Here is a 25108-nt window from a genome sequence, read left to right as displayed (position 1 = left end):
AAGCCATATTCTTATTATACAATGAAAAGCAGTGCCATGACTGGCTTACGCCGGGAATTTATGGAAGAACGCATAAAACAGGATTCAAAAAATAGGAAACTCCGGCAGTGAAGAGAGTAATCTATGGATTTTGCAGGATGGGTTGTAAACATGGAAAAGAAAGAAACAATGATCCAAGCGGAAGATTTGGTTTATGAATATAGAAAATACGATGAGGAAGGCCGGGAACGGGAGCTGATTAAGGCCGTGAACGGCGTCAGCTTCCAGATAGAGAAGGGGGATTTTGTAGCGATTCTGGGACACAACGGTTCCGGAAAATCTACGCTGGCCAAGCATATCAACGCCCTGCTTATCCCCAGCGAGGGAACTCTGTGGGTGGATGGAATCGATACCCGGGAGGAAGAACGGGTATGGGATATCCGGCAGAGCGCCGGTATGGTATTCCAGAACCCGGATAATCAGATTATCGGAACCATCGTGGAAGAGGACGTGGGCTTTGGCCCGGAAAATATGGGAGTGCCCACGAAAGAAATCTGGGAGCGGGTGGAGGAGAGCCTGAAGGCAGTGAATATGCTGAAATACCGTCACCATTCTCCGAATAAGCTGTCCGGCGGCCAGAAGCAGCGGGTAGCCATTGCAGGCGTGGTAGCCATGCACCCGGAGTGCATCGTGCTGGACGAGCCTACGGCTATGCTGGATCCCAACGGCCGTAAGGAAGTGATCCGTACGGTCCGGGCCCTGAATGAGGTGGAGGATATTACGGTCATTCTGATTACCCATTATATGGAAGAGGTTATTTACGCCGATAAGGTGATTGTCATGGACGATGGCAAAATCGTCATGGCCGGTACGCCGAGGGAAATCTTCTCTCAGGTGGAAACGCTGAAAGCCTACCGTCTGGATGTACCCCAGGCCACACAGCTTGCCTGGGAGCTGAAAAAAGCAGGTCTTGATCTGCCCGACGGAATTCTGACAAGAGAGGAACTGGTGGAAGCATTATGTCACTTAAATTAGAGCATGTACAATATACCTACAGTCCTTCCACAGCCTATGAGATTCATGCGCTGAAGGATATAAATCTGGAGATTCCGGACGGTCAGTTTATCGGCCTCATCGGCCATACCGGATCGGGAAAATCCACACTGGTACAGCACCTGAACGGTCTGGTAAAGCCCACCTCCGGTCATATTTATTTTAACGGAGAGGACATTTACGCGGAAGGCTACGATATGCGGAAGCTTCGAAGCAAGGTGGGACTGGTATTTCAGTATCCGGAGCACCAGCTTTTTGAGGTAGACGTATTAAGCGATATCTGCTTTGGCCCGAAAAATCAGGGCCTGTCCAAAGAGGAAGCCGAGAAAAGAGCGCGGGAGGCTATGCGTATGGTAGGGCTTTCCGAGGAGTATGAGAAGCAGTCGCCCTTCGAGCTGTCCGGCGGTCAGAAGCGGCGTGTGGCCATAGCGGGCGTGCTTGCCATGGAGCCGGAGGTGCTGATTCTGGACGAGCCTACGGCGGGCCTGGATCCGAGAGGCCGGGACGAAATTCTGGATCAGATCAGCTATCTGCACCGGGAACGGGGGATCACGATTGTGCTGGTTTCCCATAGTATGGAGGATGTGGCAAAGTATGTGGAGCGCATTATCGTCATGAATCAGGGCGAGGTGCTGCACGACGGAGCGCCCAGAGAGGTGTTCCGCCATTATAAGGAGCTGGAGAGCGTAGGCCTGGCCGCGCCCCAGGTAACCTACATTCTGCATACCCTGAAGGAAAAGGGATTTGGCGTGGACGGAGACGCTACGACCATGGAAGAGGCAAGGGATACGATTCTGAACGTGTTCCGGGATAAGGTAAAAAAACATGATTAGAGATATTACGCTGGGGCAGTATTACCCGGCAGATTCCATATTGCATAAATTAGATCCGCGGGTTAAGCTGGTGACCACCATGGTATTCCTGGTGGCGTTGTTTGTGGCCAATGACTGGGCGGGATATCTGGTGGCTACGGTTTTTCTGGTGACCGTGATTCGGCTTTCTAAGGTTCCCTTCCATTTTATGGTAAAAGGCCTGAAGGCAATCTTCTTTATCCTGCTGATTACCTTGATTTTCAATCTGTTCCTGACGCCCGGCGATGTGGTGCTGGTACAGATCTGGAAGCTGAAGATTACGGATAAGGGTCTTCACACGGCGATTTTCATGGCTGTCCGGCTGATTTACCTGATTCTGGGCACCTCCGTCATGACCCTGACGACTACGCCCAACGACCTGACGGACGGTCTGGAGAAGCTGTTAAGCCCTTTGAAGAAGCTGCGGGTGCCGGTACATGAGGTGTCTATGATGATGTCCATCGCCCTTCGGTTTATTCCGATTCTTTTGGAGGAAACGGATAAAATCATGAAGGCACAAATTGCCAGAGGCGCGGATTTTGAGCACGGCAACCTGGTACAGAAGGCAAAGAACCTGGTGCCGCTTCTGGTACCACTTTTTATCTCCGCGTTCCGACGGGCCAATGACCTGGCGATGGCTATGGAGGCCAGATGTTACCGGGGAGGAGCCGGACGGACCAAGATGAAGCCGCTGGTATACGCAAGGCGGGATTATTACGCATACGCGGTGGTTGCGCTCTTCCTGGCGGCGATTATCGCAGTGAGAGTGGTATTATGAAACGGGTAATGCTGATAGTGGCCTATGACGGCACAAATTATTGCGGCTGGCAGGTACAGAATAACGGAGATACGATAGAAGGAGAGCTGAACAGGGCTCTTTCTTCTTTATTAAAAGAGGAGATTGCGGTGATTGGCGCCAGCCGGACCGATTCCGGCGTCCATGCGCTGGGAAATGTGGCTGTTTTTGATACAGAGGCCCGGATGCCGGCGGAGAAGATGGCCTATGCTCTGAACAGCCGTCTGCCGGAGGATATCCGCGTGCAGCAGTCCTTCCGGGTGGACGATCAGTTCCACCCAAGGAAAACCAGCTGTATCAAGACTTATGAATACCGGATTCTGAACCGGGAATTCGAACTGCCCGGAGAACGGCTGAACAGCCACTTCTTCCGGAAGAAGCTGGACGTGGCGAAGATGCGGGAGGCTTGCCTGCCATTTTTGGGAGAACATGATTTTAAAAGCTTTTGCAGCATTCATACCCAGGCGGAAACCACGGTCCGGATTATTTACAGTCTGGACGTGATAAGAGAAGGGGATATGATACGAATCCGGGTGACCGGAAACGGCTTTCTCTACAATATGGTCCGCATTCTTGCAGGTACCCTGATAAATGTGGGCTTCGGAGTTACAGACCCGGCAGAAATCCCGGGTATCATAGAGGCGCGGGATCGTCAGGCAGCGGGACCGACAGCTCCGGCGAAAGGCCTGACTCTGATAAAAATGGAATATCCGGAGCATCCGGAATTTCCGGGACAGAAAAGTTGAAAAAGTGGTTGACACAACCGCGTTTCTATCATATAATAATTCAATGTGACGTAGTGCGAAAATGTCTGAGCCAAAGCCCCGGTAATGACATATTTCCATAGAAGTTTCAATTTATTTTCAGGAGGAAAACCAATGAAAAGTTACATGGCTAGTCCAGCAACAATTGAGAGAAAATGGTATGTAGTTGACGCTACAGGATATACATTAGGACGTTTGGCTTCAGAAGTAGCTAAAGTTCTGAGAGGTAAGAACAAAGCAATCTTTACTCCGCACATCGACACCGGAGATTATGTAATCGTTGTAAATGCAGACAAGATCAAAGTAACCGGCAAGAAGCTGGATCAGAAGATTTACTATCATCACTCTGATTACGTAGGCGGTATGAAAGAGACCACCCTGCGTGAGATGATGAACAAGAAGCCGGAGAAGGTTATCGAGCTCGCTGTAAAGGGCATGCTTCCGAAGGGACCGCTGGGAAGACAGATGTATACAAAGCTTCACGTATACGCTGGTCCGGAGCACAATCATGAGGCTCAGAAGCCGGAAGTGCTTACATTTTAATTGAGAAAAGGTTAAAGGAGGAAATTTACAGTGGCTAAGTCAAAATTCTACGGAACTGGCAGAAGAAAGAAATCCATCGCAAGAGTATACCTGGTACCGGGTACTGGAAATATCACCATCAATAAGAGAAGCATCGACGAGTATCTTGGTCTTGAGACCCTGAAGGTAGTCGTTCGTCAGCCGCTCGTTGCTACAGAGACAGCAGACAAGTTCGACGTTCTGGTAAATGTTCGCGGAGGCGGATATACAGGACAGGCTGGTGCTATCCGTCATGGTATCGCAAGAGCACTGCTTCAGGCAGATCCGGATTACCGTCCGGTCCTGAAGAAGGCTGGTTACCTGACTCGTGACCCGAGAATGAAAGAGCGTAAGAAATACGGCTTGAAGGCAGCGAGAAGAGCGCCTCAGTTCAGCAAGCGTTAATCGCTTTCTCAGAACACAAGAAAAGCTATCAAAAACCCCGAAAACACTGCGTTTTCGGGGTTTTTTCTTTTTGATAAGCTCTGATGTGGCGTGCCATGAATTATCCTATTGAAATCACCTTAATAAGGGCGAAATCGGGGTTAATTTGAAGAAATGGGTTAAAAAATGGGCTAATGTAGGAAATAAAGAACTTGCCTACAGCACTGACTAAGACCGGCTCATCAAGACCTTTTCTTCACTGTTTGACGAGTAGTTCATGAATAACTTTTGAACAGATTTAACCAAATAAGGCATATCGGATTTCACTTTATACTGAGCGTCCAGCTATCTAAAAAATAGTTGGGCGCTTTTTTATTTGCCCAAAGGAGGCTATGTGTAATGAGTTTATCGGAAGAAGTTGTTCAGATTGCAGTAACCAGCCTGAGAGCATTTCCCAATCATCCATTTTATGTTCGAGATGATGACATGATGCAGCAGCTTGTTGAAAGCATCCGTCAGGTTGGAGTTCTGATGCCGATCATTGTTCGAAGGTCGGAAGATGATTTTTATGAGATCATATCCGGTCACCGTAGAAAGCATGCGTGTGAGCTGCTTGAACATAAAACCGTTCCTGCCATCATCAAGGAGGCTGATCTGAGCGAGGCCACGATCATGATGGTGGATAGTAATTTTCAAAGAGAAGTCATTTTGCCCAGTGAAAAGGCCAAAGCTTACAAGATGAAGCTGGAAGCAATCAAGTGCCAGGGTGCAAGAACTGATCTGACTTCAGACCCCAGTGGACGAAAGTCTGGCGTTTCATCCAGAGAAATGATAGCCGAAAACAGTCCGGACAGTTCGACGCAGATCCATCGCTACATTCGATTGAATGAGCTGATCCCTGAGCTCATGGAGCTTGTGGACGAAGGAAAGATGGCTATCTCCCCTGCAACTGAGATTTCTTATCTCAGAGAGAACGAGCAAAAAATGCTTCTACTGACTATGGATAGTGAGCAGGCTTCACCCTCAAGAGCTCAGGCACTAAGGATGAAGAAACTATCGGAAGCCAGACTGCTTACAGATGATATGATCCTCACGATCATGTCGGAACAGAAGAAGCCTGACAGCTGGAACCTGGCTCTCCCAATGAACAGAGTTGCGAAGTATTTTCCCAGCAACTACACACCGCAGAAAATGCAGGACACTATTTTCCAGCTGCTTGACCGATGGCTGGCTATTCAAATGAAAAATCAATCAGGAAAGAGGTAATCGAGAATGTGTAAAGTAATCGCAATCGCAAATCAGAAAGGCGGCGTTGGAAAGACCACCACTGCTGTAAATCTTGGTATTGGCCTTGCTCGTGAAGGAAAGAAGGTCCTTCTCATTGATGCTGATCCTCAGGGAAGCTTAACTGCCAGCCTTGGCTTTGCATAACCAGATGAGCTTCATGAAACATTGGCCACAGTATTGACAGCTGTTATTGATGATGAACCTATCGAAGAAAGCATGGGTATTGTTCATCATGAGGAAGGCGTGGATCTCCTCCCGGCAAATATCGAACTTTCTGCTGTCGAAGCGTCTATGGCAAACGTAATGAGCCGCGAGTTGATGATGAAGGAATATCTGGATACGATTAAGGAACAGTACGACTATGTACTTATCGACTGTATGCCTTCTCTGGGTATGATGACAATCAATACCTTGGTTGCTGCAGATTCTGTTCTGATTCCAGTGCAGGCTGCGTACCTTCCGGTGAAAGGCCTTCAGCAACTGATCAAAACCATCACTATGGTAAAAAAGCGAATGAATCGTAAGCTCCGTGTGGAGGGTATTCTTCTTACGATGGTGGACTATCGCACCAACTTCACCAAGGATATCTCTGCTACGGTACATGAGCTCTATGAAAACATCGGAGTATTTGAAGTTACTATCCCTTCCTCCGTAAAGGCAGCGGAGACCAGTGCATTAGGCTCCAGCGTATTTATTCATTGCCCGAATGTGAAGGTTGTCGTAAGCAAAAGCCCGACAACGATTATTGCAAGTAATGAGTATCCAACGGAATTGGTAAGGAGCAAATTCCTGAAGCTCACATCAATGCATGTGGAGTATGTGGTAGATTGTTTTAATCAAAACAGCAGCAAGGTCAGAAATATCAAGAAGTATCTCCTGGCAGCACTGTTTAATGCTCCATCTACGATTAGTGGTTATTACACTGCAGAGGTTCATCATGATATGCCGCAATTGGCGGTAAGATAAGGAGGCGTTATGAGATTTTTAATTAAGCTGGCACTTCTGCCGGTTGTTATCGTCGCAACCGTAGTATGGTTGATAGCTCTACTGGCTTCGAAGATATTTGGAATGGTACATGGATTTCTTTGGGCGTTGTTACTAATCCCGATTATTCTGGCCTGCTGTCTTCAGATGTGGCAGAATGCAATCATTTTTGCAGCGATGGGCTTTATCAGCTATTTAATTCTGTTTGGATTGACCGCAGCAGAGGTTCTATTGGATGCAGTGCGACATAGTGTCTGTGCTGTTATAAGCAACTAAAAACATGCCTGTAGATTTCCAGACTGGACTCTGCAGGCTATTTGTATGCCCCGGGGTAAAGAGTATTAAGCCTTGTTAATCTTGAAAAATGCAACCATATGGTTTACAATAGGAATGAGAAAGGTGGTGCCTATGACTACTTCAGAAATGATTAAAACAATATGTAAGCAGCAAAATATCACTATTTCCGAATTGGCTAGACGTATTGGTCAGTCACGGCAAAACCTAAATAAGAAGTTCCAAAGAGACACCTTGACAATAGATGAGATCAAGCAGATCTCTGATGCCATTGGTGTTAAGTTTGAGCAGTCATTTACACTGCCAGATGGAGCACAATATAAGATTGAGAATTAAATTATAATTTTGCGGAGGTAATCATGACGGGATTACATGAGAAATCAGTTTCGTCCAAACATGGAATTACATATTACTGGACTAATATAATCCAGAGCGATATTGCATTAGTGCTTCTGCCCGGTCTGACGGCAGATCATCATCTATTCGAAACTCAAATTTCATGCTTCGAAGATGAGTTCAAAGTACTGGTGTGGGATTGCCCGTGCCATGGCAAGTCAAGACCATATGATGAATTTACATATGCCAATGTTTGCAGTGAACTGGATTGTATTCTTGGAATTGAAGGAATCGACAGAGCCATATTCATCGGACAGTCGCTCGGAGGAATGATCGCTCAGTATTATATTGATCAGCATCCAACCAAGGCGATTGGCTTCATTTCGGTCGATAGTGTTCCGCTTGGAGATTACTACTCCAAATCAGATCTGTTTTGGCTGACTCAGTTGGAGTGGATGTGCAAATTGTTTCCTAACAAAATACTGAGGTCTTCAATGGCGAAGATGTGCGGAGCAACGGAGACTGCACAGAAGCGCATGCTCACTATGATAGATTCTTACTCGAAGAACGAACTGTGTCATCTAATGTATATCGGTGAGGCGGCCTTTATACCTGAGAATAAGAATTTGAATATTCCGTGTAAAAGTGTTCTATTGCTTGGAGACAAGGACAAGGTCGGAAAGGTTGCTGTCTATAACAAGAGATGGGAGCAGCGCACCGGTTTTCCACTCATCATGATTCAGGGGGCAGCGCATAATGCAAATGATGATCAGCCGGATAAAGTCAACGCTATTATCCGCGACTTTATAGAAACAACCAATGCACAAACGGAGAGATAAATTTTAATTCGTTATGCTAAATTCCTATTTTCAATGTAACCTAATATTGAAGCCTATTAAAAACACAGCTCGTGGAGTTGTGTTTTTTCTTTACAAAGCAGCAATGTTAAGATATTATGTTTTTATGGCATATGCCAATAAAAACGAGGTGAATAGAATGCCTAAATGTAGAAAGAGAATGGTATGTAAAGAACCTGATCATAATATTTTTCTGCCGCAGGGACTAAGCAATCTTGAAATGCTTACAATGACAGTGGACGAATATGAAAGCATCAGGCTGATTGATTTGGAAGGCCTTATCCAGGAGGAATGTGCTAATAAACTGGGGGTGGCAAGAACCACCGCACAGCTTATTTATAATAATGCACGTGAAAAACTCGCCAAAGCACTGGTAATGGGCATTGGCCTTCAAATCGATGGAGGAAATTATGCCCTTTGTGATGGACGCCTCAGCTGTACTAAGTGCCATCTGAATGGAGTCACGAACGGGCAAAGAGTTTTAACAGAAGCATATTAGTGAACCTGATGAACTAAATGAAGAGCTTTTAAAGAGTAATACTCTTTAAATATAAAAATACTTGACATGGATGAAAAAATGATATATAATCCTTATCAGGAACTATTACTAACAAAGATGTATTATGGATAAGAGAAACACTATACAAAAAGAATTGGTGCTTAACGCTGTAACTAAGATGCGTCGACATGTTACTGCAGATGAGGTGTACGACTATATAAAGAAAGATTATCCATCAATTGGAAAAGGAACGGTATATAGGAATCTCAGCATTTTAGCCGGTGAAGCTAAAATAAGAAAAGTTGAAATTCCTGGTGGAGCGGATCAATACGATTTTACACTTACTAGGCATTATCATGTAAGATGTGTGGAGTGTGGAAAAATCTTTGATGTAAACCTTAATGAAGTAAAAGAGATTGATGCATTTATGCATGCAGAATATGATATCCAGTTGCTGGATTATGATATTATATTTAAGGGAATCTGCAAGGATTGTCAAAATAAGTAAAGGAGATGTTTGGATGCGTTACATATGTCAAATATGTGGATATGTCTACGATGATGAAAAAGAAAAAATTCCATTCGAACAGTTACCCTCAGACTGGAAGTGCCCATTGTGTGGGGCAGCGAAATCTGACTTTAAACCTGAAATGCAAAAGGCAGATGTAAAACCTATAAGTGTTAACACTGAGGCGGCTGATTTGAAAAAACTTTCGGCAGGACAGTTAGCTGCTGTATGTTCCAATCTTGCAAGGGGATGTGAGAAACAGTATAAAGCTGAAGAAGCAGACTTGTTTAAACAGTTAGCGGACTATTTTACGACTATTACACCAGCAGTTAATGATGCCACAGTAGAAACGATAGCCAAGATTTTACAGGATGACATTGATAATTATCCCAATGTGAGGGCTGTAGTTGATCAGAACAATGACAGAGGTGCTGCAAGAATCTGTGTCTGGGGTGAGAAAGTCACCAGAATGCTTTCTTCCCTTGTGAATCGCTACTTAAACGAGGGTGAAGCGATGCTTGCTGATACAAACATCTGGGTCTGCACAGTCTGCGGTTTTGTTTATATCGGAGAAAACGCACCGGAGCTGTGCCCGGTATGCAAAGTCCCGGCATGGAAATTTGAAAAGATCGAAGGGAGGGCATAACGATGAAAAAGATAGCTGTCAGAAATCTTCGCCTTTGCACCAAAGACTGCCTTTGCCTTTATGTTTGCCCGGTCGGAGCAACAGATACTGAGAACAGTATTATTGATGTGAATAAGTGTATCGGCTGCGGCGTATGTGCTGAGGCCTGCCCAAGCGGAGCAATCAGTATGGTGCCGGTGGAATACCCCGTACAACAATCCAAAACAGATGCGGTACGTAGTGTGTTAAATACTTTGGCTCAGAATAAAGCTGACGGCGAGAAAGCCGCACTTCAGGTTGCTGAGACCACTGGTCTGGACGGACTTTATCGTCTTATGAAAGCAATATCCAAGTCTGAAAGACTGATTTCGGAGGATGTTCTTCGTGAAGCAGGATATATGCTTCCGCAGAGTGACAATGCTCACGAATTACTGAAGGAACTGATAGAAAATCCGCCCACACTGGATTTCCCAGTTGAAGCGGCAAAAAGACTTTTGAACATAATTCCCAATAATGAAAAGAAAGAGGATAAGAAAATGAAAACTTACAAGTGTCTCGTATGCGGTCAGGTATTCCAGGTTGAAGATGGTGTTGAGCCTGAGTGCCCACTCTGCCATGCAAAAGGCGACAAGCTGGAGCTGGTAGAAGAAAAGAAATCCAATCCTTATGCAGGAACACAGACTGAAAAGAATCTTGAGGCTGCTTTTGCAGGCGAATCTCAGGCAAGAAACAAGTACACCTATTTTGCTTCTCAGGCAAAAAAGGATGGCTTTGAGCAAATTTCCGCTCTTTTCCAAAAGACTGCCGATAATGAGAAAGAGCACGCGAAAATGTGGTTCAAGGAACTGAACGGAATCGGCACTACTGCTGAAAATCTCGGTGCTGCCGCTGATGGTGAAAACTATGAGTGGACTGACATGTATGCCGGTTTTGCTGATACTGCTGAAAAGGAAGGATTCCCTGAACTCGCTGCTAAATTCCGTGCTGTCGCAGCCATCGAAAAACATCACGAAGAGCGTTACAGAGCTCTGCTTCATAATGTGGAGGCGCAGGAAGTGTTCGCTAAGAGTGAAGTCAAGGTTTGGGAATGCCGCAACTGCGGTCATATCGTAGTCGGAACAAAGGCTCCGGAAATCTGCCCGGTATGCGCTCATCCTCAGGCTTATTTCGAAATCAATGCTGAGAACTATTGATTTCAAGCAGGGACATTAAATTCCAGTTTAATCGCTCAATGGCAAGTCGGAAGGTTTGTCATTGGGCGATTTGTTTTATAAGCGCATAAGAAGAATCAGAATATAGCTTAAGGCTGCATTGCCAGAAATGGTGGTGCAGCCTTTTTTTATTTGCTCAAAATTTTTTTGAAAAACTTTTGAGGAAGCACACCAACTTGGTGATTTTTTCTCCACGTAGGGTAAGTGAGGAGGTCAGGAGACATTCCTGACGAACCTTGAAAGCTGAATATGCAACCCTCCGGTTCATATCCGTTATATGTGGAGCAACAAGTTTTCTGCCGCCATGACTCCTTAAGGACGAGCGATCTACAGAGAGACAGAACAGATCTGTTGGTACGATCTGATTGCCATGAAGCATATGCGGGACAATGATACTTCCGTCTAGTCGCAGTAATGCGGGCGGCCCGGTGAGCTCCACGGGGAGGTAAAACGGTCTATGAGTGTCCAGACCAGGACGCGGGCCGGAGGGTTCCCATATTCAGTCAGGGGTGTCGGGGACAAATGTGATTGAGAATTAGAACGACCTAAACTTAATAGTGAAAACCATGCGGCGGACTGCGTTCGAGAAATTGTTTCGTATTCCGCCGTATTCTTTTGCGATTAAGCAAACGCTGCCTTTGTCCACACCACTGGCAGCAAGAATATTCAAGAAAACATTTGGAGGTTTTTAGAGTGAATAAGATTTTAGACAGTAAAGAAAGATGCATCATGATCAACACAGACTGTGTGTCTACCGTTCAGGTGATCAACGAAAATGTCCTGAAGGTCACGCTTCACAATGATGAGCAGCTGAACATTCCGGCTAGCGCATTCGGTGACAGAGTTCCTTTTAAGAAGATTCCGAAAATCGTTCCTGTCAGTGGAATGCTTGGTATCTTCAACATAGCGGGACATATTGAGGCCTGCCCGGTTCACATGATGGCCAAGACCGATATTGCACTTCAGCCGATGTGCATAGATCTCGGTCGGCTTGAGCCGTGATGATGATTTACAGGGCGAGAGCAATTCTATCTCCAACCAAGAGTTACTATGTAGAGGGTGGTTTCTCCCACCTAATACATATGACTGCGGCTCATTTGTGGTGAATGGAACAGCAGTTGTAGGAAAGGAGTAAAAAAGCCCTTATAACCGCTAAAAAACAACACCAAAAGGAGCTGATTCTTATGAAATCTCTATTTGAAGAAATGGGCGGCACTTACCGTCAGGAGGGTGATTATCTTATCCCGAACCTTGCGCTGCCGGACGAACCAGAATACCAGATCGGCAAGTACGGGCGTATGCGTCGCAGCTATCTGAAAGAACATCGTCCAGTTCTCTATGCAAACTTGCTCACAAGCGGAACGCTGCATCGTCACCTTGCCGAGATCGACCAAGCCTGCAATGAGCGCATGGCAATCATCGTTTCTGATATGGCGAAGCAGGAGGGTGTGACCGAAGCACTCAAGGCCGCCGAGCAAATGGAATGGGTGCGCCGCATGAACAGCATCCGCAATCGTGCGGAGGAAATCGTTCTGACCGAGCTCGTATATGAATGACAAATGCCCGTTATTGGCTGTACGGCCGATAGCGGGCATTTCTGCGTTTTAATCCTTTTCCTCGGTGCTGGCTACAAGTCGGTCAAAATCGCTCTGATACTGCCGATCCTGAATGACACGGTATTTCTCAAATTCGCTCTCGGCAAAGGCTTTTGCAATGGCTGCTGTCACTTTTCCTTTATGATGCAGCACTTCTTCCTCGTTGAACTGCAAAAACGCATCCAGCCGTGCGACCCAATCCCGCATATACATGATGTTTCCACGGCGTGCCTGCCGCTCGGCATAATCAAGATACATCGTGACGATCTCGTTCAGGCTTCCTATCTCGGTTTCGTCCAAGTAGTTCTTCGCTATCACAACATCGGATTTTCGGATTCTGCCGCCCGGTGCATTTTTCCATGTTGTCAGGCCCATATTCGGTTTCGTGCTGTCTGCCCGGTCGTAGATGATCTCCGCTGCGGTGTGCTTTGTAATTGCGTAATGCAGTTTGTTTTGTACGGTGGCGAAAAATTCTTTTGTCACAGGGCTGTCCACGTCATAGTCTGCGCTGCATTGGGAATAGATATCCGTGATTTTCTGATAAAAGCGCCGTTCACTGGCGCGAATATCACGGATGCGCTCCAGCTGTTCCTCAAAATAATCCTTCCCGAAGAAGTTCTGCGGCTCTTTCAGGCGCTCATCGTCCATGACATAGCCCTTGATAATATACTCCTTCAATATCCTGTTTGCCCATATGCGGAACATGGTGGCCTTTTTGGAGTTCACCCGATAACCGACCGCAATAATCGCATCCAGATTATAGTACCGTGTGGGATATTTTTTCCCGTCTGCCGCAGTTGTTTCCAAAACGGAAACAACTGAATCCTCCATCAATTCACCGGATACAAAGATATTCTTCAGGTGCTTTGAGATGGCCGCTTTCTGCACCTCAAACAGCTCCGCCATCTTTGCCTGCGTCAGCCATAAATTCTCCTGATATAGCAGAATTTCAACCTTGACATCGCCGTTATCGGTCTTGTAAAACAAAATTTCTCTTGTCTCGTATGGGGTAAGTGCCATATTCTCATCCATTCTCTTTATCCTCCCGGCTCTTTGCCCGTGTTTTATAGACATTATACTGATTCTTGCACCGGGCGCTGCAAAACGCGGAGTTGGCCCGGCTGCCGAGGAATACCTTCTGGCAGTGCTTGCACAGCCGCAGGGGTTTTGTATCGTCCACCAGCATAAAGCTGAACATCATCTGGATGCCCAGCAGCAGGGAATGGAAGTCCCAATAGATGGTCGGTTTCTCCAGCAGTTCGATATGATAGGTAGGCGCAATGCCGCCGAAGGCAGCCATGGCCTTGCGGTAAAGATTTCTTGTGTCCTCATCAATGCTGTCGTAGTCGTTATAGTACAAAACAGAGGTAGTCAGCGTGAACGCCCAATCCTTGAACTGCTGCGCCACCCAATCATACGGTTCTGCATATTCCCGCTGGAAGCTCATGTTCTTTGCCATCGGCTCATCCATGAAGGTCATGGTCAGGGCAATCATCATATTATCCCCGGAAACATTCCAACTGGATTCCACGCCTTTTTTCACTACATCCAATTTGTCAAAGGGATAGAACAGGGCAAGGTAGTCCTCTGTTGCCATGCTTTCTTCCTTGATGAAGTGATTCTTCGGCAGATAGACTGCCTCATAGTCCATAAAGGACGGCGTGGTGGGCAGCGCCGTCATCAGCCCCAACAGACCATAATGGGTCACAAAAGCCAGAATTGCCTTTTCCACCTCATCCTCCGGGCTGCGGTTCATCATCAGCATCCCTACGTTCAGCGCCTCCAGCACCATCTCGGAGGATTCCTTCAGCGGGTTATAGACATCGGGCTTTGCCGTCTTTTCCGGCGTGATATAGCGTTTCCCGTCCTTACCGGTCTTGATCTCATAGCGGTCATACCGCACCCAATGGGAACGGGACTGCGCAAACAGATTATTCATAACGCTGTTCCTCTCAATTCGTAATCCATCTATATATTAACCATATTACCATTGTATCAACCGTCCTTGACATCGTCAAGGGCGGCTTTCTTTTTTCTCGGTTTTGTTTTGTTCTCCCGGCGGATCACGGCATCCTTGCCCATGGTTTGCATCGACGCTTCATATTTCTCCATGAATTCGCGCTCCCGCAGGGTAATGCTGTAGTCCTTCTCCAGCTTTTCACTCAGATGCTCATACATCCGCTTTTGCAGCTTTTTTTGAATGGTCATCCGCAGCTTTCGGATATTCCGGTCGGATTGTCCACGGATGGCTGCAAGCCTTGTGGTGCTGTATTGCTTGACAAACAGGTAATACAGCACCTCCTTCTGCTCATCACTGAGGGTGAAAAAGAGCTTGGAGAGAAAACGGTTCGCAGTCAGCTCGTGCAGCTCGTAGGGGCAGGAGAAGATGATGTCGAGAAAATTTCCCTGACAGAGCTGGCGGAACCTCGGCAGATTCATCCAGAAGGGAGCAATCTTCGGATCAGGTACAGCCTGAAACTCCAACGGAACATCCCCGCGCAGGTTTTCGTGGTCACGCTCCCGGCGCTCCCGGTTCCTGTCCAGCTTGTTCCACTCGTCTACCACAGTCAAAAAATCCGATTCTGTCCGGGCTGCTTCCTCTAAACGCTTCAACGCCTCTGCACGAATTTCCCGCTTGAGTCGTTTTTCGCTGGTGGGCGCGGCTTCTTCCTCCTCGTCCTCCAGCTCGGTATCATAGTCTCTGGGATGCTCGTCCTGCTCCAGCTCGCTTTCCAGCTCAAGAGTACGTTCCTCGGTAAGCGCTTCCTCCAGCGTCTCGTCCACCGGCGGACCGTCAGACGCATCCTCCCAATCGGCAAAGCTGTCCGCATCCATTTCAAGGTCGTTTTCCTCTATTTGCTCCTCGGTATCTTCTTCCTCATCGGAAAAATCATCATCCAGCAGCAGTTCATCCTCCCATGGTTCCACGGCAGCTTCACCTCCCCGAAAAAATATTTTTCTTTTTTTCAAAAACAGTTCCGATTTACACCCCTTATTTCTCCTATTAGTAGATGGAGTAATCTTATAGCAGAATACACAGATTACTTTTGGAATCGCCAGCGAAGAAAAGGAGGATATGGAGCATGAAAAAGCAGCAGAAAGACACGGTTGGCTTACAGCCAACGGAACCAACCACATTATATCAAAAACCAACCAATCACGCAAGGAGGATGCCTATGGAGCAGAACAAACGAGAACAGTTTATCATTCGCCGGATCGGCGGCACCACCTACAAGGTCAGGGTCGTGTTCAACGAAAGCGGCGGCGAGACCATGGAGGATAAAATTTTGCGGATTGTACGCAATGATATGGTTACAAACGACGGAACCTATGGTATAATGGAGACACCACAAATGAGCCGACAGTCTGAAAGGAGCGCATCATGAGTGCGAAACAGACTGAAAGCAAAATCACCGCTCTCTATGAGCGGCTGTCCCGCGACGATGACAACGCCGGGGACAGCAATTCCATCGTGAATCAGAAAAAATACCTCGAAAGCTATGCCCAGCAAAGGGGCTACACCAACTGTCGGCACTATACCGACGACGGCTGGAGCGGCGGCAACTTTGAGCGTCCAGCGTGGAAGCAGCTCATCGCGGATATTGAGGCAGGCAAGGTTGCTCATGTGATCGTCAAGGATATGAGCCGGGCGGGGCGAGACTATCTGCAAACCGGATTTTACACGGAGGTATTCTTCCGGCAGCACGGCGTTCACTTTGTTGCCATCGCCAACAGCGTGGACAGCGATGACCAGAACAGCAATGAATTTGCCCCCTTCCTCAACATCATGAACGAATGGTATCTGCGCGATCTGAGCCGCAAGCAGAAAACCGCCATTCGTGTCAAAGGGGAATCCGGCAAGCCTACCACCAACTGCGCCATCTATGGCTACAGGAAAGACCCGGAAAACAAATACCATTGGCTGATCGACGAGGAAGCCGCCGCCGTGGTGCGCCGCATTTTCCGCTTGACCATTGAGGGCAAAGGCCCATACGATATTGCCCGTATTCTTTTTGAGGATAAGGTGGAAACACCTGCTGTGTACTTCGGCAAGCAGGGCAAGGGCATCTGGAAAAGCAAAGAGGAATTTTCCAATCCCTATAACTGGAGCGGCTATGTCGTGGGACAGATCCTCTCCAAGCCGGAGTATATGGGGCATACGGTGAATTTCCGCTCCCACAAGCAGTCCTATAAAGATAAAAACGCCGTGATGAATCCCAGGGAGGACTGGCTGATCTTCGAGAATACCCACGAGGCCATTGTGGACAGGGAAACATGGGAGCTTGCACAAAAGCTCCGCAAGACGCCCAAGCGCATCGACACGCTGGGTGAAGCGAATCCGCTGACCGGCCTTTTGTACTGCGCCGATTGCGGCGAGAAGATGTATAATCACCGCTCCAAAGGCGGCACAGAGAACAATCCCTATCCATCTGACTTCTTCGATTGTTCCTCCTATACCCTCGCCCGCCAGAAGCGTACCGCCGCCTGCTGCGGCCACTATATCACGACCAAGGCCCTGCGCACACTGATTCTGGACACCATCCGCACGGTCAGTACCTTTGCGATTTCCAATCAGGCGGCGTTCATGGAAAAGGTGCGCTCCGCCTCCCAGCTCCGGCAGACGGAGGCGGCCAAGGACGCCAAGCGAAGGTTGAGCAAGGACAAAAAGCGCATTGCTGAGCTGGACACCATCATCAAAAAGCTCTATGAATCCTTTGCCGTCGGGCGTATCACCGATGAACGCTTTGACAGTCTGCTGGCAGATTATGAAGCGGAGCAGAAAACGCTGCAAGCCTCTGTCGCAGAAGCAGAAGAAAAGCTGTCCGCTTTCGCTGAAGACACCGCCCGCGTGGAGCAGTTTCTGGAGCTGGCGAAGAAGTACACCGATTTTTCTGAGCTGACCACGCCCATGATCAACGAGTTTATTGAGAAAATCATCGTCCACGCCCCGGAGCGCATCGACGGTGACCGGGTGCAGGAGGTGGAGATCCACCTTCGCTTTATCGGGCAGTTTGAGCTTCCCGCGCCGGAGCTGACCGAGGAAGAAATCAAGCGGCAGGAGCAGCTCAAGCGACATCGCATCAAAAGCCGGGAACGGTATCAGAAAATCAAGGCTGGTGAACACGCTGTCGGTCAGCCCTTCACGCTGACCTGTAAGTGCTGCGGGCAGGAATTTGCATCCAGGCGGACGAACACCCTGTTCTGCGGCCCCAACTGCCGGGCAAAATTCTACCGGCAGGAGGCGGCAGAAAGCCGCAGCCGGGAGTGTACCTGCGAAAATTGCGGCAAGGAGTTCATCACAACAAGGTCAGATGTGAAATATTGCAGTGACGATTGTCGGTATGCAGCACAGATCAAGCGGCAGGGCGCACGGAAGAAAGCCTTGCGAGAAGCTAAGAACGAGGAAGAAAGGAAAACAGCATAAGAAAAGACGCAGACGGCGGCTTGCCCCAAATCGGGCAGGCCGCCGTTTTTGCGCAGAAATGGAGGTATCATGCGAATTTTTGAAATCGTAAAAGAAAACGTCAATCTACGGGAAGCGGCAGAGCTGTACGGGATTGATGTGAACAGGTATGGGAAAGCCCTCTGCCCCTTTCACAACGACCGGCACCCCAGCTTGCTTGTAGCAGATGAACATTATTATTGCTTCGCCTGCGGGGAACACGGAGATGTGATCGACTTTGTAGGCAGGCTGTTTCAGCTTTCGCCCTACGATGCGGCACGGAAACTGATGGCAGATTTTCATCTCAGCCCGGATAAGCCGCCCAGCGCAGCGGCGCTACACGCAAAGCGCATCCGAACAGAAGCACAGCGGCTCATGGAAAACGAGCGGCTGTGCTTTTCTGTTCTGTCCGATTATGCCCGTGTGCTGCGGGACTGGAAGGTGCGGTATGCGCCGCAATCTCCCGATGAGCCTGTTCACACGCGGTTCGTGGAAGCCTGTCACAAACTCGATGAAACGGAATATTATCTGGATATTCTGTGCGCTGGGGATTCCCATGAACGTGCCGAAGTGGTTCAGCAGCAGATGGCGGACGGCAAACTGGACAGGCTGCGAAGAAGATTGGAGGCAATTCACAAGGAGGAATTGGAAGATGGATATGACACCGCAGACGTGGCCTGACTGGTACGACGGCAGACACATCAATGAGGTGCTGTTCTGCCAGCAGTTTTTGGAGAAGCATCCCATGAAATGTGTGCGCGGGCGGCTGTTCACAGTGGACGGGTTGATCGAGGATGAAGGGCAGATCGGCAATCTCATTCTGGAGGAAATCTCCGGAGTTCTGACCTCCGGACTGTCTAAAGTGGTAACAAATCTGCTTGCCAGCATCAAGCTGCAAGCCTATTCGCCGCCGCTGCCCATCGAGACAGACCGCATCCATGTTGCCAACGGAACGTATTTCATGGACGGCAGCTTCACCGCTGACAAGAGCTACTGCAACAACCGGCTGACGGTCGCCTACAACCCTGACGCACCCATTCCGAAAAAGTGGCTGCAATTTCTGTCCGAGCTGCTGCAACCGGAGGACATTCCCACCCTGCAGGAGTTCCTTGGTTACTGCCTGCTGCCGACCACCAAGGGACAGAAAATGCTCATGCTCATCGGCAAGGGCGGCGAGGGCAAAAGCCGTATCGGACTGGTCATGCGCTCGCTACTGGGCGACAGCATGAATACCACCAGCATCCAGAAAGTTGAGAGCAACCGGTTCAGCCGCGCAGATTTGGAAAACAAGCTCCTGATGGTGGACGATGATATGGATATGAGCGCTCTGCCCAAGACGAATTATATCAAATCCATCGTCACCTCCGAGTGCAAGATGGACATGGAGCGCAAGGGCATCCAAAGCTATCAGAGTCAGCTTTATGTGCGCTTCCTCTGCTTCGGCAACGGTGCGTTGACCGCTCTGCACGACAAGTCCGACGGTTTCTTTCGACGCCAGATCGTGCTGACCACCAAAGACCGGCCCGCAGGCAGAGCAGACGATCCGTTTCTGGTAGATAAGCTGATGCGGGAAAAGGAGGGTATCTTCCTCTGGTGTCTGGAGGGGCTGCACCGGCTGATCGGGAACAACTATCAGTTCAGCATTTCGGGCAAAGCCAGAGAAAATATGGAGACGGTCAAGCGCAGCAGCAACAATGTGATCGAGTTTCTGCAATCCGAGGGCTATATCCGATTCAAAGCCGACAGCGAAGCCAGCTCCAAGGCGATCTATGAAGCCTACACGAGATGGTGCGATGATAACGCGCAGAAGCCTATGTCTGCCAACCGTGTCAGCTCTGAGCTTGCACAAAATGAGCAGCTTTACAATGTGGAGGCCACCAACAATGTCCATGTCGGCGGCAAGCGGGTGCGTGGCTTTATGGGCATTGAGGTAGTCAATCCGCCGCCGTATTGAAAATGAGAACCGGACTTCAAAATTGCCGTACACGCCGTACACTCTGTACGGCTGTTTTTGATTCCATTCTTAAAAACTGCTTTTGCTTGTGCGCACCGTGAAGCATTTCACGGCAGAGTATAAAATCTGCTGTTGAATCGGCGGCCAGTACGCAAAACCGGCGTACAGAAGCGTACAGAAGGCGGGCTTGCCGTACCAAGCCGTACACCGGCGGCTCAATTTTGCTGTTCCAAAATCAATGCTTGTGAAATCCGTGAAGATTTTCGCCGCAAGCCGAACGCACTGCACCATCCGGTGATTTACCGAAGCGTGAAGCCGATGCACCGGAATGTGGTATATCCCGCCGTTCCGCATGACCTCACGCAGAACAGTGAAGCCGGTAGGGTGCTGTTTCGAACAGAGCATCACGGGCGGAAATCTGAGCGGATTTGCGGCACGACAGAATTTTCACCGCAAAGCGCACACAGTTCACTTACTCAAAAACCAATATCACGAAAATATGGAGGTAAAAAGTTGATGAAATCCAATCTGAGAAATGAGATCAAGTCATACATCGTCCGTCAGGGAATGACCATGCAGGAGGTGGTCGATCTGCTGCGGGATGAACACGGCTGGTCTGACAGCGTTTCCAATCTTTCAAACAAGCTCCAGCGGGAGTCCCTGCGCTATGTCCAGGCTGTCCAGCTTGCCGACGCGCTGGGCTATGAAATCGTCTGGCAGAAACGAAGATAAGGAGCTTCCTGTATGATTCAAATATAGGGACGCGAAAGAAAGCAGGTGAAAGAAAAGATACCTCACTGTAATATAAGGTTTGCTGACCCACGACAGTTAGCAAATCCATTACAAGAGAGGTATCTAAGATGAAGTCTACCACACAAAACGCAAAGATCGCAGCTATAACTGAAAAAACTTTGATCATTGGCATTGACGTAGGAAGTGAGACACACTTCGCACGGGCATTTAACTGGCGGGGATACGAGTTCTCCAGGAAACCGCTTGAATTCAGTAACACGGAGGAAGGGTTCGAGACGTTCCGGATCTGGATTGAGGAGCTGAAGGAAAAGCACGAAATGGACAAGGTAATACCGGGCATGGAACCAACAGGCCATTATTGGTTCAATCTTGGGAAGTTCCTGCAGGATAACAGTATGACTCCAGTGCACGTAAATCCACATCATGTCAAGAAATCGAAGGAACTGGATGATAACAACCCGGACAAGAATGACCGCAAAGATCCGAAAGTAATAGCCGGTCTGGTAAAAGACGGAAGGTATTTCCGGCCGTATATCCCGGACGGGGTCTATGCAGAGATCAGGGCATTATCAGGACTGCAGGTGCTCGCACAGAGCGAGATCACAAGGCTGAAGAATCGGATCGCCAGATGGTTCAGTATCTACTTCCCGAATTATAAAGACGTTTACGGGAATGTCGGTGCGGTGAGCGGTCTGATGGTTCTGAAGGCAGCGCCACTGCCGGAAGATATCGTAAAACTTGGTGTGGACGGTGTAAACCGGATCTGGAGGGATGCGAAGTTAAGAGGCGTCGGATTAAAGAGGGCTAAGACCCTGGTAGCAGCGGCGGAGCACAGCATCGGGAGCCGGGAAGCACAGGAAGCAGCCAGGATAGAACTGCAGATCCTGCTCTCAGACTATGAGATGCAGACAGCACGGGAAGCAGAATTGATGGCACTGATCGAGGAAAAGATCATAGAGGTGCCATACGTAGACAAGCTTCTGGAGATCAGGGGCGTAGGCCTGAAGACGGTGATCGGGTTTGTAGCGGAAGTCGGGGACATTACGCGTTTCGATGATCCCAGACAGCTCCAGAAGCTGGCCGGATACGCAATCGTCAAGGACGAATCCGGAAAGCACAAGGGAGAAAGCCACATTAGCTACCGCGGCAGAAAGCGACTGAGATATGTGCTGTATGAAGCGGCAGTCAGCGTGGTAAGCCACAGTCCGGAATTTAAGTCGATCCATCAGTATTACACGACAAGGGAGAAGAATCCTTTAAAGAAGATGCAGTCAATGATCGCGGTGGCATGCAAGCTGATCCGGGTGTTCTACCTGATCCTGCAGACCGGAGCGACTTATGATGCGGCAAAGCTGATGGGGGATATCCGGAGACCATTGGCGGCATAAGCAGCCGAAAACAACAGAGCAACTACTGCTTGCGGCCAGAGCCGGGGATCTGAACCACATCAGGGATCCGGTTCCGGTCACAAGCAGGAGACCGGCTCCCTTATGGGAGTGACGAAGGAAGAAGTTCATCAGGGAAACGTCCGCCGAAAGGTGCTGGTGAGCGGGAGCTGGAGTCAGCAAACAACAAAGAATGAGCCAGTAGTCGGCAGGAATTTATTCCATAGGGCACGACCCTGATGAGGAGCTAAGCTGACACCCTGGTTATGGGCAGGCGGAACGAAGGAAGTGAGGACCCATCGGGGAACCGAAGGTGATCCTGGTAGATACGGGAGGTGCGCTGCCATAGAGGGAAGGGTTATACAACGGCCATGAATATCAGGATAAATGACGTTCTGGTTCGTATACCCAAAACACCTCTATTCTCGTACCCGATACTCAGAGATGCCCACCCTTACGGCTCATTCAGTAGAGGTATACCGTTGAAAAATCCTTGATTTTCAAGGAAAAATCACTTGACATTATAGGGAGGATTTTTCACATGACGGATACGGAAAAGAAATTGTTGCAGGCACAGCACCGGTTAGAGGAAGCGCAGGCGCGGGATCGTGTCAAGGAGCGAAAAGCGAGGACACGCAGGCTCATTCAGGAGGGCGCGATTCTGGAAAAGGTGCTGCCGGAAGTGCGGACGGTGGAGCTGCCTGCGCTGGAGGATTACCTGATGCAGAAGCTGCCGCAGCACGATTGAATTCGCTGGGAGGTCTCCGGGAAACCGGGGGCCTTCCTCTTTTTTCTCCCGAAGGGCTCCCGAAGGGCGCACTTACTCACCACCCGAAGGGGCGGTGGTACTTGCCGTTGGCAAGCCGTGCGCTCTGCGAGGCAGATGCGGCTGCTGCGGCAGCCTCCAGACAATGCCACAGCACCTGCGGGCGCTGCTGTCATCGTCTGCGCAGACGGCAAATTCCCTGCGACAGGCGCAGAGAATTGGGGGTAGAAATTCTCTACCCCTGTTGCCGCCTGCCTACGCAAACCTGCCACCGGCAGCTTTGCCGCAGAGATGGACGGGCGTTCTGCCCGTCCATTTTCTCTTTTACGAAAGAGAAACAGAAAAAAGAAAACGAGGTGAACGAACGATGGCAATTTATCATCTGGAGGCAAAGGTGGTCAGCCGGGGCGCAGGGCGCTCCGCCGTGGCCGCCTCTGCTTACCTAAGCTGTTCCCGTCTCTACAACGATTACGATGGGATACAGCACGACTATACGAAAAAGCAGGGGCTTGTCTGGCAGGAGGTGTTTCTGCCGGAATACGCCCCGCAGGAATGGAAAGACCGGGAACAACTCTGGAACGCCGTAGAGGAAGTGGAGACTGCCAAGGACAGCCGGTTGGCGCGTGAATTCGTCGTTGCCCTGCCCATAGAGTTGAACCGTGAGGAACAGATCGAACTGCTGCAAGATTTTATCCGGGAGCAGTTCGTATCAGACGGAATGTGTGCCGATGCTGCCATTCACGACACGGATGGTCACAATCCCCACGCTCACATTCTGCTGACGGTGCGCCCGCTGGATGAACGAGGCAAGTGGCAGTACAAGACAGAGAAGGAATATCTCTGCATGAAAAACGGCGAGGAACGGGGTTTTACTGCCGCTGAGTTCCGGACAGCGCAGAATGATGGCTGGGAGAAGCAATATCCCTACAAAGTCGGCAAAAAGAAAGTGTATATGGTTCCTTCCAAGGCTGATGCACAGGGGCTTGTCCGGGCTGACAAGCATCCCAAAAGCACCCGCTACGGCAGACAGAATCCCATCTCTGAACGCTGGAACAGTGAGGAACAGCTTGCGTTATGGCGGGCGGCATGGGCGGATGTGTCCAACCGCTATCTGGAACGCGCCGGGCGGGAGGAACGCATTGACCACCGCAGCAACGCCGCACGGGGATTGGATAAGATTCCTACCATTCATGAGGGCGTGGCAGCGCAGGCGTTGGAGCGCAAGGGAATCATCTCCGACCGCTGCGAGATCAACCGGCAGATCAAGGCCGACAATGTGCTGCTGCGGGAGTTGAAAGCCGAAGTCAAGAAGCTGGCCGCACTGGTCGCCCGTACTGTTCCCGCCATTGCGGAGGGGCTGGAGAAGCTGCGCAGCCGTGTGATGATCTTCTGTTATCAGCTCTCTCATATTCGCAGCGGCAAAGCGCATATTCAAAAATCCCTTGCCGTATGGAAGCCGGAGCTGGAGCGTTACACCGGTCTGGTGCAGCAGATCAAGGAAAAGAGCAAGGAGCGCAAAGCGTTGGTTGCTGAGAAAAAGGAATTACCAGTATATCATGTGAAACGGCACAAGGCGCTGGCTGTCTGCATAGCCGAGCTGACGGAGGAATTGGAGGAACTGCGTTCCGAGAAGGCGCTTCTTTTGCAAAAATTTGAGTATGCGGAGGATGCAGGCGCAGAGGCGTTCCGCAAGGATATTGCCACCATGGAGGCCGGTCTGAAAAAGATAGAGGCGCAGGAGCAGAAATACTCTGCCGAGTTGGATAAGGCGCTGGCTGAATATGACGAGCTGAAAGCGCAGGCTGCGGATTTTGACCCGGTGGAGCTATACAAAGCACGGCAGGTCATTCGCCCTGTGCAGGAAAAGGCAGCAGAACAGCAGTTAGAGGATGCCATGCATGAGAAGCCATCTCTTATTATGCTGCTCAGTGCCAAACAGGAAACATCCCGCCTACTCAGAGAGGACCTGGAAGAACGGCAGGTGCGGCAACTCATTATGCACAGAAATCAAGAGCAGCACCAAAATTCTCACAGTAAACAAAAAAGAAATGACCCTGAGCGGTAATCGTGCAAAAGGCGGCGGCTCATACGCTGTCTCTTATACACATCTGACGCTGCCGACGAGCCATAGAATGTGTAGATCTCGGTGGTCGCCGTATCATTAAAAAAGGGGGGGGGGGGGGGGGGGGGGGGGGGGGGGGGGGGGGGGGGGGGGGGGGGGGG

At 49.3% G+C, this 25108-nt stretch carries 26 protein-coding genes and 4 pseudogenes; 27 read left to right on the top strand and 3 right to left on the bottom strand.

Annotated features, from left to right (window positions below; genetic code table 11):
- The first annotated feature begins 150 nt into the window (after nucleotides 1–150).
- The 19 genes and pseudogenes from ACTNCH_RS10465 (at nucleotide 151) to ACTNCH_RS10375 (ending at nucleotide 12545) form a co-directional block, all read left to right on the top strand.
- Nucleotides 151–1014, top strand: a complete 864-nt coding sequence (locus ACTNCH_RS10465; RefSeq protein ID WP_178038921.1) for an energy-coupling factor transporter ATPase — start codon at nucleotides 151–153, stop codon at nucleotides 1012–1014.
- Nucleotides 999–1865, top strand: a complete 867-nt coding sequence (locus ACTNCH_RS10460; protein WP_178038922.1) for an energy-coupling factor transporter ATPase — start codon at nucleotides 999–1001, stop codon at nucleotides 1863–1865. Before ACTNCH_RS10465 ends, ACTNCH_RS10460 begins: the two co-directional genes overlap by 16 nt.
- Complete coding sequence (locus ACTNCH_RS10455; protein WP_178038923.1) at nucleotides 1858–2661, top strand: energy-coupling factor transporter transmembrane protein EcfT; 804 nt, start codon at nucleotides 1858–1860, stop codon at nucleotides 2659–2661. The genes ACTNCH_RS10460 and ACTNCH_RS10455 overlap by 8 nt, the downstream gene beginning before the upstream one ends.
- Nucleotides 2658–3425 carry a tRNA pseudouridine(38-40) synthase TruA gene (gene truA / locus ACTNCH_RS10450; protein ID WP_441018330.1) on the top strand — a complete coding sequence of 256 codons (768 nt, stop codon included), beginning with the start codon at nucleotides 2658–2660 and terminating at the stop codon, nucleotides 3423–3425. The genes ACTNCH_RS10455 and truA overlap by 4 nt, the downstream gene beginning before the upstream one ends.
- A 132-nt stretch (nucleotides 3426–3557) precedes the next feature.
- Entirely contained in the window at nucleotides 3558–3986 is a 429-nt protein-coding gene (gene rplM, locus ACTNCH_RS10445) for a 50S ribosomal protein L13 (protein ID WP_158365013.1), read from the top strand.
- Nucleotides 3987–4016: 30 nt separating this feature from the next.
- Complete coding sequence (rpsI, locus tag ACTNCH_RS10440) at nucleotides 4017–4409, top strand: 30S ribosomal protein S9 (RefSeq protein WP_158365014.1); 393 nt, start codon at nucleotides 4017–4019, stop codon at nucleotides 4407–4409.
- A gap of 378 nt (nucleotides 4410–4787) precedes the next feature.
- Complete coding sequence (locus tag ACTNCH_RS10435) at nucleotides 4788–5654, top strand: ParB/RepB/Spo0J family partition protein (protein WP_441018333.1); 867 nt, start codon at nucleotides 4788–4790, stop codon at nucleotides 5652–5654.
- Nucleotides 5655–5660: 6 nt separating this feature from the next.
- Nucleotides 5661–6641: pseudogene (locus ACTNCH_RS10430) on the top strand (AAA family ATPase).
- 9 nt (nucleotides 6642–6650) lie between these two features.
- Nucleotides 6651–6935 carry a hypothetical protein gene (locus ACTNCH_RS10425; RefSeq protein ID WP_441018335.1) on the top strand — a complete coding sequence of 95 codons (285 nt, stop codon included), beginning with the start codon at nucleotides 6651–6653 and terminating at the stop codon, nucleotides 6933–6935.
- Between the two features lie 132 nt (nucleotides 6936–7067).
- The gene (locus ACTNCH_RS10420) at nucleotides 7068–7289 is read left to right on the top strand and encodes a helix-turn-helix domain-containing protein (RefSeq protein ID WP_441018337.1); all 222 of its coding nucleotides are present in this window, start codon (nucleotides 7068–7070) and stop codon (nucleotides 7287–7289) included.
- A gap of 23 nt (nucleotides 7290–7312) precedes the next feature.
- The gene (locus tag ACTNCH_RS10415; RefSeq protein WP_441018339.1) at nucleotides 7313–8128 is read left to right on the top strand and encodes an alpha/beta fold hydrolase; all 816 of its coding nucleotides are present in this window, start codon (nucleotides 7313–7315) and stop codon (nucleotides 8126–8128) included.
- Between the two features lie 124 nt (nucleotides 8129–8252).
- On the top strand, nucleotides 8253–8645 hold the full coding sequence (locus ACTNCH_RS10410; RefSeq protein WP_441018341.1) for a DUF134 domain-containing protein: 393 nt from the start codon (nucleotides 8253–8255) through the stop codon (nucleotides 8643–8645).
- 121 nt (nucleotides 8646–8766) lie between these two features.
- The gene (locus ACTNCH_RS10405) at nucleotides 8767–9153 is read left to right on the top strand and encodes a Fur family transcriptional regulator (protein WP_441018376.1); all 387 of its coding nucleotides are present in this window, start codon (nucleotides 8767–8769) and stop codon (nucleotides 9151–9153) included.
- Nucleotides 9065–9274: pseudogene (locus ACTNCH_RS10400) on the top strand (rubredoxin); the annotation flags it as partial. The gene ACTNCH_RS10405 and the pseudogene ACTNCH_RS10400, both read left to right, overlap by 89 nt.
- 393 nt (nucleotides 9275–9667) lie before the next feature.
- Nucleotides 9668–9787: pseudogene (locus ACTNCH_RS10395) on the top strand (rubredoxin-like domain-containing protein); the annotation flags it as partial.
- A gap of 14 nt (nucleotides 9788–9801) precedes the next feature.
- Nucleotides 9802–9981: pseudogene (locus ACTNCH_RS10390) on the top strand (4Fe-4S binding protein); the annotation flags it as partial.
- A 435-nt stretch (nucleotides 9982–10416) separates the two neighbouring features.
- A complete protein-coding gene (gene rbr, locus ACTNCH_RS10385) occupies nucleotides 10417–10971 on the top strand; it encodes a rubrerythrin (RefSeq protein ID WP_441018378.1) in 555 nt (184 codons plus the stop codon).
- A gap of 711 nt (nucleotides 10972–11682) precedes the next feature.
- Complete coding sequence (locus tag ACTNCH_RS10380) at nucleotides 11683–11991, top strand: hypothetical protein (protein ID WP_441018343.1); 309 nt, start codon at nucleotides 11683–11685, stop codon at nucleotides 11989–11991.
- Nucleotides 11992–12173: 182 nt separating this feature from the next.
- Complete coding sequence (locus ACTNCH_RS10375; protein WP_441018345.1) at nucleotides 12174–12545, top strand: TnpV protein; 372 nt, start codon at nucleotides 12174–12176, stop codon at nucleotides 12543–12545.
- Nucleotides 12546–12593: 48 nt separating this feature from the next.
- Here the strand turns inward: ACTNCH_RS10375 and ACTNCH_RS10370 are convergent, their stop codons facing one another.
- The 3 genes from ACTNCH_RS10370 to ACTNCH_RS10360 are packed head-to-tail and all read right to left on the bottom strand — an operon-like array spanning nucleotide 12594 to nucleotide 15512.
- Nucleotides 12594–13616 (bottom strand): virulence RhuM family protein, encoded by a 1023-nt coding sequence (locus ACTNCH_RS10370; protein WP_441018347.1) that lies wholly within the window; start codon nucleotides 13614–13616, stop codon nucleotides 12594–12596.
- Complete coding sequence (locus ACTNCH_RS10365) at nucleotides 13609–14523, bottom strand: hypothetical protein (RefSeq protein ID WP_441018349.1); 915 nt, start codon at nucleotides 14521–14523, stop codon at nucleotides 13609–13611. The genes ACTNCH_RS10370 and ACTNCH_RS10365 overlap by 8 nt, the downstream gene beginning before the upstream one ends.
- A 56-nt stretch (nucleotides 14524–14579) precedes the next feature.
- Nucleotides 14580–15512 carry a sigma-70 family RNA polymerase sigma factor gene (locus ACTNCH_RS10360; RefSeq protein WP_441018351.1) on the bottom strand — a complete coding sequence of 311 codons (933 nt, stop codon included), beginning with the start codon at nucleotides 15510–15512 and terminating at the stop codon, nucleotides 14580–14582.
- A 248-nt stretch (nucleotides 15513–15760) separates the two neighbouring features.
- Between ACTNCH_RS10360 and ACTNCH_RS10355 the strand changes: the two genes are divergently transcribed.
- The 8 genes from ACTNCH_RS10355 to mobQ all read left to right on the top strand — a co-directional run bounded on the left by ACTNCH_RS10355 (nucleotide 15761) and on the right by mobQ (nucleotide 24950).
- Nucleotides 15761–15970, top strand: coding sequence for a transposon-encoded TnpW family protein (locus ACTNCH_RS10355; protein ID WP_044930409.1), 210 nt, complete (start codon nucleotides 15761–15763; stop codon nucleotides 15968–15970).
- Nucleotides 15967–18009 carry a DUF4368 domain-containing protein gene (locus tag ACTNCH_RS10350; protein WP_441018353.1) on the top strand — a complete coding sequence of 681 codons (2043 nt, stop codon included), beginning with the start codon at nucleotides 15967–15969 and terminating at the stop codon, nucleotides 18007–18009. The genes ACTNCH_RS10355 and ACTNCH_RS10350 overlap by 4 nt, the downstream gene beginning before the upstream one ends.
- A 69-nt stretch (nucleotides 18010–18078) precedes the next feature.
- Complete coding sequence (locus ACTNCH_RS10345) at nucleotides 18079–18708, top strand: CHC2 zinc finger domain-containing protein (protein WP_441018355.1); 630 nt, start codon at nucleotides 18079–18081, stop codon at nucleotides 18706–18708.
- Nucleotides 18680–19981: a DNA primase family protein gene (locus ACTNCH_RS10340; protein WP_441018357.1), complete on the top strand. Its 1302-nt coding sequence runs from the start codon at nucleotides 18680–18682 to the stop codon at nucleotides 19979–19981. Before ACTNCH_RS10345 ends, ACTNCH_RS10340 begins: the two co-directional genes overlap by 29 nt.
- A gap of 516 nt (nucleotides 19982–20497) precedes the next feature.
- Complete coding sequence (locus tag ACTNCH_RS10335) at nucleotides 20498–20713, top strand: DUF6471 domain-containing protein (RefSeq protein ID WP_441018358.1); 216 nt, start codon at nucleotides 20498–20500, stop codon at nucleotides 20711–20713.
- A 128-nt stretch (nucleotides 20714–20841) separates the two neighbouring features.
- Nucleotides 20842–22122: an IS110 family transposase gene (locus ACTNCH_RS10330; RefSeq protein WP_441019519.1), complete on the top strand. Its 1281-nt coding sequence runs from the start codon at nucleotides 20842–20844 to the stop codon at nucleotides 22120–22122.
- A gap of 538 nt (nucleotides 22123–22660) precedes the next feature.
- Entirely contained in the window at nucleotides 22661–22867 is a 207-nt protein-coding gene (locus ACTNCH_RS10325) for a DUF3847 domain-containing protein (protein WP_441019518.1), read from the top strand.
- A 385-nt stretch (nucleotides 22868–23252) separates the two neighbouring features.
- Nucleotides 23253–24950 carry a MobQ family relaxase gene (gene mobQ, locus ACTNCH_RS10320; protein ID WP_441019517.1) on the top strand — a complete coding sequence of 566 codons (1698 nt, stop codon included), beginning with the start codon at nucleotides 23253–23255 and terminating at the stop codon, nucleotides 24948–24950.
- The last annotated feature ends 158 nt before the right edge of the window (nucleotides 24951–25108 follow it).

The organism is Candidatus Merdisoma sp. HCP28S3_D10, assembly GCF_052065835.1.
Lineage (GTDB): Bacteria > Bacillota > Clostridia > Lachnospirales > Lachnospiraceae > Laedolimicola.
This window is presented reverse-complemented; position numbering and strand designations above follow the sequence as displayed.

Coding starts and splice junctions, on each gene's coding strand:
- ACTNCH_RS10325 (WP_441019518.1), top strand. CDS start 22,661: ATGACGGATACGGAAAAGAAATTGTTGCAGGCACAGCACCGGTTAGAG.
- ACTNCH_RS10335 (WP_441018358.1), top strand. CDS start 20,498: ATGAAATCCAATCTGAGAAATGAGATCAAGTCATACATCGTCCGTCAG.
- ACTNCH_RS10350 (WP_441018353.1), top strand. CDS start 15,967: ATGAGTGCGAAACAGACTGAAAGCAAAATCACCGCTCTCTATGAGCGG.
- ACTNCH_RS10330 (WP_441019519.1), top strand. CDS start 20,842: ATGAAGTCTACCACACAAAACGCAAAGATCGCAGCTATAACTGAAAAA.
- ACTNCH_RS10365 (WP_441018349.1), bottom strand. CDS start 14,523: ATGAATAATCTGTTTGCGCAGTCCCGTTCCCATTGGGTGCGGTATGAC.
- ACTNCH_RS10425 (WP_441018335.1), top strand. CDS start 6,651: ATGAGATTTTTAATTAAGCTGGCACTTCTGCCGGTTGTTATCGTCGCA.
- rplM (WP_158365013.1), top strand. CDS start 3,558: ATGAAAAGTTACATGGCTAGTCCAGCAACAATTGAGAGAAAATGGTAT.
- ACTNCH_RS10370 (WP_441018347.1), bottom strand. CDS start 13,616: ATGGATGAGAATATGGCACTTACCCCATACGAGACAAGAGAAATTTTG.
- ACTNCH_RS10410 (WP_441018341.1), top strand. CDS start 8,253: ATGGCATATGCCAATAAAAACGAGGTGAATAGAATGCCTAAATGTAGA.
- ACTNCH_RS10355 (WP_044930409.1), top strand. CDS start 15,761: ATGGAGCAGAACAAACGAGAACAGTTTATCATTCGCCGGATCGGCGGC.
- ACTNCH_RS10420 (WP_441018337.1), top strand. CDS start 7,068: ATGACTACTTCAGAAATGATTAAAACAATATGTAAGCAGCAAAATATC.
- ACTNCH_RS10465 (WP_178038921.1), top strand. CDS start 151: ATGGAAAAGAAAGAAACAATGATCCAAGCGGAAGATTTGGTTTATGAA.
- ACTNCH_RS10345 (WP_441018355.1), top strand. CDS start 18,079: ATGCGAATTTTTGAAATCGTAAAAGAAAACGTCAATCTACGGGAAGCG.
- mobQ (WP_441019517.1), top strand. CDS start 23,253: ATGGCAATTTATCATCTGGAGGCAAAGGTGGTCAGCCGGGGCGCAGGG.
- ACTNCH_RS10435 (WP_441018333.1), top strand. CDS start 4,788: ATGAGTTTATCGGAAGAAGTTGTTCAGATTGCAGTAACCAGCCTGAGA.
- ACTNCH_RS10340 (WP_441018357.1), top strand. CDS start 18,680: ATGGATATGACACCGCAGACGTGGCCTGACTGGTACGACGGCAGACAC.
- truA (WP_441018330.1), top strand. CDS start 2,658: ATGAAACGGGTAATGCTGATAGTGGCCTATGACGGCACAAATTATTGC.
- ACTNCH_RS10460 (WP_178038922.1), top strand. CDS start 999: ATGTCACTTAAATTAGAGCATGTACAATATACCTACAGTCCTTCCACA.
- ACTNCH_RS10375 (WP_441018345.1), top strand. CDS start 12,174: ATGAAATCTCTATTTGAAGAAATGGGCGGCACTTACCGTCAGGAGGGT.
- ACTNCH_RS10455 (WP_178038923.1), top strand. CDS start 1,858: ATGATTAGAGATATTACGCTGGGGCAGTATTACCCGGCAGATTCCATA.
- ACTNCH_RS10415 (WP_441018339.1), top strand. CDS start 7,313: ATGACGGGATTACATGAGAAATCAGTTTCGTCCAAACATGGAATTACA.